Here is a 6,051-nt window from a genome sequence, read left to right as displayed (position 1 = left end):
TGCGCGGGTGTTCTCGTCGAAGTCCGGGAACTGGAAGAACGGCGAATTCGCCTCCAGCATTTCCTCGTATTCGCATTCGATCGGCAGACGCGTCGTCGGCTTCTCCTTGCGGTCGTGTAGGAGCACGTATTTCCGCACCGACGGCAGCCTGTCGGCCATTTTTTCCAACAGCGGCAGGAAGTCCGCGTTGACCAGCACGGTCGAGGGGGCCGCGTCGTTCATTGCAAACAGCAAACCCTCCGGCGGGAGAGAGAGATTGACCGTTTGCAGCACCGCGCCCATCATCGGCACGGCGAAATAGCACTCGAGATAGCGGTGGCTGTCCCAGTCGAGAACGGCGACGACGTCGCCGGGCCTTACGCCGAGTTCTGCGAGCCCGCTCGCGAGCCGCCCGATGCGCTCGCGGAAGACCCGGTAGCTGTGCCGCCTCAGGTCCCGGTAGACGATCTCCTGATCGGGCGCGTGCACCATCGGGTAGTGCAGCAGATGCTTGATGAGAAGGGGATACTGATAGGCCGACGGACTGACGTCGATGAGTTTGCCTGGCATGGCGCGAACGCCTCACTCGTTATTGAAAAATTGAGGGACAATACTGTGGTTCCACACCAATGCGTTGATTTGGATCAAGTGTACAGTGTAATTGTCCCCGGTCGATCAGACGATTGGAGCTTCTTCATCTTGAAGTGTAGGCCGTCCGGCGACCTGACCGAGATGCGCATTCCGACCGACGTCGCGCTGCGGCTCGACCGGCGCTCAAGCTTGCGGTGGACGAATTGTTCGCGCCGCGGTGAGGGGGCGGCGGAGCCCAGCCGCCTCCCCGGAGTTACCCTCGAAGGCGCGCAGTGCTAAGCTCGGCGCCATGTCGACCGCCACACAGAAGCTTATGAGTGTGGACGAGTTCCTCGGCTGGGCCGGGGAGCGTGACGGGCGCTGGGAATTGCTCGATGGGCATCCCATTATGATGGCGCCGGAGCGCGTGGCGCATCTTGAAGCGAAGTCGGAGGCGTCGGTCGCTTTGCGGCGCTCGATCGAACGCGCCGGGGTCCCGTGCCGGGTCCTGCCGGACGGCGCTACGGTCCGCGTGGCCTCGCGGACGGCCCTCGAGCCGGACGCGCTCGTCTATTGCGGGCCGCGCCTACCGCCCGACGCGATTGAGATTCCGAACCCGATGATCGTCGTCGAGGTCCTGTCCGATGGCACGGCGGCGCGCGATCACGGGGTCAAGCTCGTTGGCTACTTCTCGCTATCGAGCGTGGCGCACTACCTGATCGTCGACCCCGAGCGGCGCACTGTGATCCACCACCGGCGCGGTCAGGGCGACCTGATCGAGACCCGTATTCTGACCAGCGGCCCGCTTCGGCTCGACCCGCCGGGGCTCCAACTGGCGGTCGACGAGTTCTTCCCGGCGGCATGAGGCGAGCACGAGGTCAAACAGAAAAACCAATAATATGTGTTAAAATGAAGCGCGAGGGGATCGTTCTGGGTCGCCCGGCGGACGCTTCCGGGCATGAAATCGTGACCGATTCGGGCGCGCAACCTCCTGAAAAGGCGCGATGGCTGCCAGACCTGAGCCTGCTCTTGAACGCGTCCCCCCGTTCGTGACAGTTTGGCCGCCTCCAAGACAAGCGAGGACCCCATGGATCAGGCGACGGACAGGGCCCTGGAGGGCCACAACCGGCCCCGCAATCCCGGCGTCCGGCTCGATCCCGCCTGGTTCGAGAGCGTCGGGGTCAATGCGAGCGCCGTCGAGCGCCGCGCCGCCACGCTGACGACCCGCCGCTCGGTCAAGAAGGAATACCAGGCGGCCTGGCTTGTGAAGGCGCTGACCTGCATCGACCTCACCACCCTTTCCGGCGACGATACGCCGGAGCGGGTGCGCCGGCTCTGCGCCAAGGCGCGGCGGCCGCTCGCCGGGGACCTCCTGGCCGCGCTCGGGCTCGAGGACGCGCCCCCAACCGTCGCCGCCGTCTGCGTCTATCCGACCATGGTCCCGCCCGCCGTGCGCGCGCTCGAGGGCTCGGGCGTCCCGGTCGCCTCGGTCGCGACCGGCTTTCCGGCCGGGCTCACCCCGCTCAAGGTCCGGCTCGACGAGATCCGCTACGCGGTCGGCGAGGGCGCGGCCGAGATCGACGTCGTCATCACCCGCGCCCATGTGCTTTCGCGCGACTGGACGGCGCTCTACGACGAGGTCGCGGCGATGCGCGAAGCCTGCGGTCCCGCCCATCTGAAGACCATCCTCGGCACGGGCGATCTGAAGACCCTGCGCAACGTCTACGCCGCGAGCATGGTCGCCATGCAGGCCGGCGCCGACTTCATCAAGACGTCGACCGGCAAGGAGGACGTCAACGCCACCCTGCCGGTGAGCCTTGTCATGGTCCGGGCCTTGCGCGACTACCGCGAGCGCGCGGGCGTCGACATCGGCTTCAAGCCCGCGGGGGGCCTGCGCGCCGCCAAGGACGCGCTCGCCTGGCTCATTCTGATGAAGGAGGAACTCGCTCTGCCCTGGCTGCAGCCGGACCTGTTCCGCATCGGGGCGAGCGGGCTCTTGACCGACATCGAGCGGCAGCTCGACCATTACGCGACCGGCCGCTATTCGGCCGCCCACCGCCACGCGATGGCGTGAGGACCATGATGGCGCTCATCAAGGACATTCTGCGCACGATGGACTACGGCCCCTCGCCCGAAAGCAGCGACCACGTCCGAGCCTGGCTCTTGAAGCACGAAGGCGGCTTCGGTCCTTTCATCGGCGGGCGGTTCACGAAACCGCGCGAGCTGTTCGACGTCTTCAACCCCGCTACCGGCGAGCGCATCGCGCGCGCGACCCAGGGCTCGCCCGCCGATGTCGACGCCGCCGTCGCCGCCGCGCGCAAGGCGCTGCCGAAATGGGCGGCGACGCCGGGCGAGGAGCGGGCGCGCGTCCTCTATGCGCTCGCCCGCCATGTGCAGAAGCGCGAGCGCTTTCTTTCGGTCCTGGAGACGATCGACAACGGCAAGCCGATCCGCGAGTCGCGCGACATCGACTTGCCCCTGGTCGCCCGGCACTTCTATCATCACGCAGGCTGGGCCTCCCTGATCGAGAGCGAGTTTCCGGGCACGCGCCCGGTCGGCGTCTGCGGGCAGGTCATCCCGTGGAATTTCCCGCTCCTGATGCTCGCCTGGAAGATCGCGCCCGCGCTCGCCGCCGGGTGCACGGTCGTGCTCAAGCCCGCCGAGTATACGCCGCTGACCGCATTGGCCTTCGCCGAGATCTGCATCGAGGCGGCCTTGCCGCCCGGCGTCGTCAACATTGTCACAGGGGACGGCGAGACGGGGGCGGCGCTCGTCGCTCACGACAGCGTCGACAAGATCGCCTTCACCGGCTCGACCGAGGTCGGACGGGCGATCCGAAAAGCGACGGCGGGAACGGGCAAGAAGCTCGCCCTCGAACTTGGCGGCAAGTCGCCCTTCGTCGTCTTCGACGACGCTGACCTCGACAGCGCCGTCGAGGGCGTGGTCGATGCGATCTGGCTCAATCAGGGTCAGGTCTGCTGCGCCGGCTCCCGCCTGCTTGCGGCGGAGGGGATCGCCGACGCGCTGACCTCCAAACTTCGCGCGCGGATGGCGCGCCTCAGGGTGGGCGACCCGCTCGACAAGTCGACCGACGTCGGCGCGATCGTCGCCCCCGCGCAGCTCGAACGGATCGAGCGGCTGATGCGCGCCGGCGCCGAGGAGGGGCTCGAAATCTGGCGCGCCGACGACGCGCTTCCGAACCGCGGCTCATTCTATCCGCCGACCCTGGTCACCGGCGCCGAGCCGGCGTCGGTCCTGATGCGAGAGGAGATTTTCGGCCCGGTCCTGGTCTCCACGACCTTCCGCACGCCCGACGAGGCCGTCGCGCTCGCCAACAACACCCGCTATGGCCTCGCGACCTCGGTCTGGACCGAGAACGTCAATCGCGCGCTCGAGGTCGCGGCGCGGATCAAGGCGGGCGTCGTCTGGATCAATTCGACCAACCTGTTCGACGCAGCCTCCGGCTTCGGCGGCTATCGCGAGAGCGGCTTCGGCCGCGAGGGCGGCCGGGAAGGCCTCATTGAATATCGGGTCGCCGATGCGCCATGGGGCAAGCCTAATCCAGCGAAGGCGCCTGCGCTCGATGTCCTGCCGGGTCTCGCTCCGGCGGACGAGGGCGCGACCGGCATCGACCGAACGGCGAAGCTCTATGTCGGCGGCAAGCAGGCGCGCCCCGACTCCGGATTCAGCTACGCGGTCCTCGACCCGAAGGGACGCGAGGTCGGGCTTGCCGGACTCGGCTCGCGCAAGGACATTCGCAACGCGGTCGAGGCCGCCGCCAAGGCGACGTCCTGGGCCGCCGCCATGGCGCACAGCCGGGCGCAGGTGCTCTATTACGTCGCCGAGAACCTGAGCGCCCGCGCCGACGAGTTCGCCGGCCGACTGCAGGTGACGACCGGCGCGTCCAGGCGCGCCGCCGCGGCTGAGGTCGACGCGTCGATCCGGCGGGCCTTCTTCTATGCGGGCTTCGCCGACAAGTACGACGGCGCGGTCCACGCGACGCGCTCAAAGTTCGTGACGCTGGCGATGAACGAGCCCTGGGGGGTGATGGGGATCGTCTGCCCGGACGAGGCGCCGCTGCTCGCCTTCGTCTCGCTGGTCATGCCCGCGATCGCCATGGGCAATAGCGTGGTCGCGGTCCCCTCGGCGCGCCATCCGCTGAGCGCGACCGATCTTTATTCCGTGCTTGACACGTCCGACGTCCCCGCCGGGGTCGTCAACATCGTGACCGGCGAGGCGAACGCGCTGGCGGCGACGTTGGCCGAGCACGACGGCGTCGATGCAGTCTGGTACGTCGGCGACGCGGCCGGGGCCGCCAGGGTCAAGGCGGCTTCCGCCGGCAACCTGAAGGTGACCTGGACGCGGTCGGCGCTCATGGACTGGCCGGGCGCCGAGGGGAGGGAGTTCCTGCGGCGCGCGACCCAGGTCAAGAATATCTGGACGCCTTACGGCGAATAAGTCTTACCAGACCTTGGTGACGGTGTAGCCGAGCCTGCGCAGCCGTTCGACAAGGCCGTCCTTGCCGGTAAGGTGCAACGCGCCGACGGCGATGAAAGCCCCACCGTCCTTCAACAGCGGCGCGAAGCGTTCGGCCATGATCGCGTTCCTCCCTGTGAGCAGCAGGCCGGTGAATTCGTCCTCGGCGGCGCGTTCGCTGTCGCTCATGCCGCCGACCGCGTCGCCGACGGCCAGGATCTCGGCGGGGCGGCTCTGTCGGTACAGCTTTAGGAGCGTAGCGTAGACGTCATCGTTCGTTTCCGGGTCGCGCGCGGCGACGGAGAGCATGGCGGCGGCGACTTCGGGCCGTACCGATGCGATCGCGTCGAGCTGTTCCTGCGGCGTCTCCAGCGCGACGACCTTGATGCCGGCCGCTTTCGCCTGCTCGGCGAGAAATTCGTCGACTTCCGGCAGGTTGAGAGCCTCGCGCTTCGCCTCGCAGGCTGGCGCCGCGGTCAGAACCGCGAGGAACCAGAGCCTGAGATGATGGGCGAATTCCGTCGGATAGCCGCGCCCGGCGACCAGTTTCTCGATGGCTCCGCGGTCCGGGGCGGGTGCATCCGCGAACGTGTCGTGGTCGCGGTCCAGCGCCCGGGCGAGCATCGCCGCCCCGATGTCGGCCTTCTCCATGACGTCAAAGGGGCCGCCGAGTTCGGTGGCGACGATTTTCCCTTCCGGGATCTGCATCGCCGCGCGCCGCGCGATCGCGAGCGCCTCGTCGTCGGTCGAGTGGATCGTGCCGAAGAGATACGAGGGCGGCAGCGAGGCTTTATCGACGCGCCAGAAGAGGGCGTCGGCGTTGACAAGATCGTCGGCGCGCCGTTGGCGGGCTTCCGCGAGTCCGGCGATCTGGCTGAGGTCCTTTCCATGGCAGGTCGGCGGCGGCTCCGCCAAGGCGGGCGCCGCGGCCAAAGCGAGGCCGACGAGCCCGGCCCAGCGCCAGCCCGACCGGGGTACCATGGCCCTACAGCTTGCGCAGCGCGACTTCCTCGATCCGATGGCTGC

General features: G+C 68.1%; 5 protein-coding genes. 3 read left to right on the top strand and 2 right to left on the bottom strand.

Going from position 1 to position 6,051, the window contains the following annotated elements; translation table 11 throughout:
* Positions 1 to 549 (bottom strand): AMP-binding protein (locus ACLP25_RS27545; protein ID WP_442472288.1); only part of this gene is annotated, 549 nt, incomplete at its 3' end.
* Positions 550 to 859: 310 nt separating this feature from the next.
* Between ACLP25_RS27545 and ACLP25_RS27540 the strand changes: the two genes are divergently transcribed.
* The 3 genes from ACLP25_RS27540 (at position 860) to ACLP25_RS27530 (ending at position 5,007) form a co-directional block, all read left to right on the top strand.
* Complete coding sequence (locus ACLP25_RS27540; RefSeq protein WP_442472287.1) at positions 860 to 1,414, top strand: Uma2 family endonuclease; 555 nt, start codon at positions 860 to 862, stop codon at positions 1,412 to 1,414.
* A gap of 222 nt (positions 1,415 to 1,636) precedes the next feature.
* A complete protein-coding gene (gene deoC, locus ACLP25_RS27535) occupies positions 1,637 to 2,623 on the top strand; it encodes a deoxyribose-phosphate aldolase (protein WP_442472286.1) in 987 nt (328 codons plus the stop codon).
* An 8-nt stretch (positions 2,624 to 2,631) separates the two neighbouring features.
* Positions 2,632 to 5,007, top strand: a complete 2,376-nt coding sequence (locus ACLP25_RS27530) for an aldehyde dehydrogenase family protein (protein WP_442472289.1) — start codon at positions 2,632 to 2,634, stop codon at positions 5,005 to 5,007.
* Between the two features lie 3 nt (positions 5,008 to 5,010).
* Here the strand turns inward: ACLP25_RS27530 and ACLP25_RS27525 are convergent.
* The coding region (locus ACLP25_RS27525) for a TraB/GumN family protein (RefSeq protein ID WP_442472285.1) at positions 5,011 to 6,051 on the bottom strand (1,041 nt) is incomplete at its 5' end.

The sequence above is a fragment of the Roseiarcus sp. genome, from assembly GCF_052145395.1.
In the GTDB taxonomy this organism is placed as follows: Bacteria; Pseudomonadota; Alphaproteobacteria; order Rhizobiales; family Beijerinckiaceae; genus Roseiarcus.
Note: the sequence above shows the minus strand (reverse complement) of the source record. Positions and strands in the feature narration are given on the sequence as shown.

What these genes read in the sequence shown, in the direction of transcription:
- ACLP25_RS27540 (WP_442472287.1), top strand. Translation starts at nt 860, where the DNA reads ATGTCGACCGCCACACAGAAGCTTATGAGTGTGGACGAGTTCCTCGGC.
- deoC (WP_442472286.1), top strand. Translation starts at nt 1,637, where the DNA reads ATGGATCAGGCGACGGACAGGGCCCTGGAGGGCCACAACCGGCCCCGC.
- ACLP25_RS27530 (WP_442472289.1), top strand. Translation starts at nt 2,632, where the DNA reads ATGGCGCTCATCAAGGACATTCTGCGCACGATGGACTACGGCCCCTCG.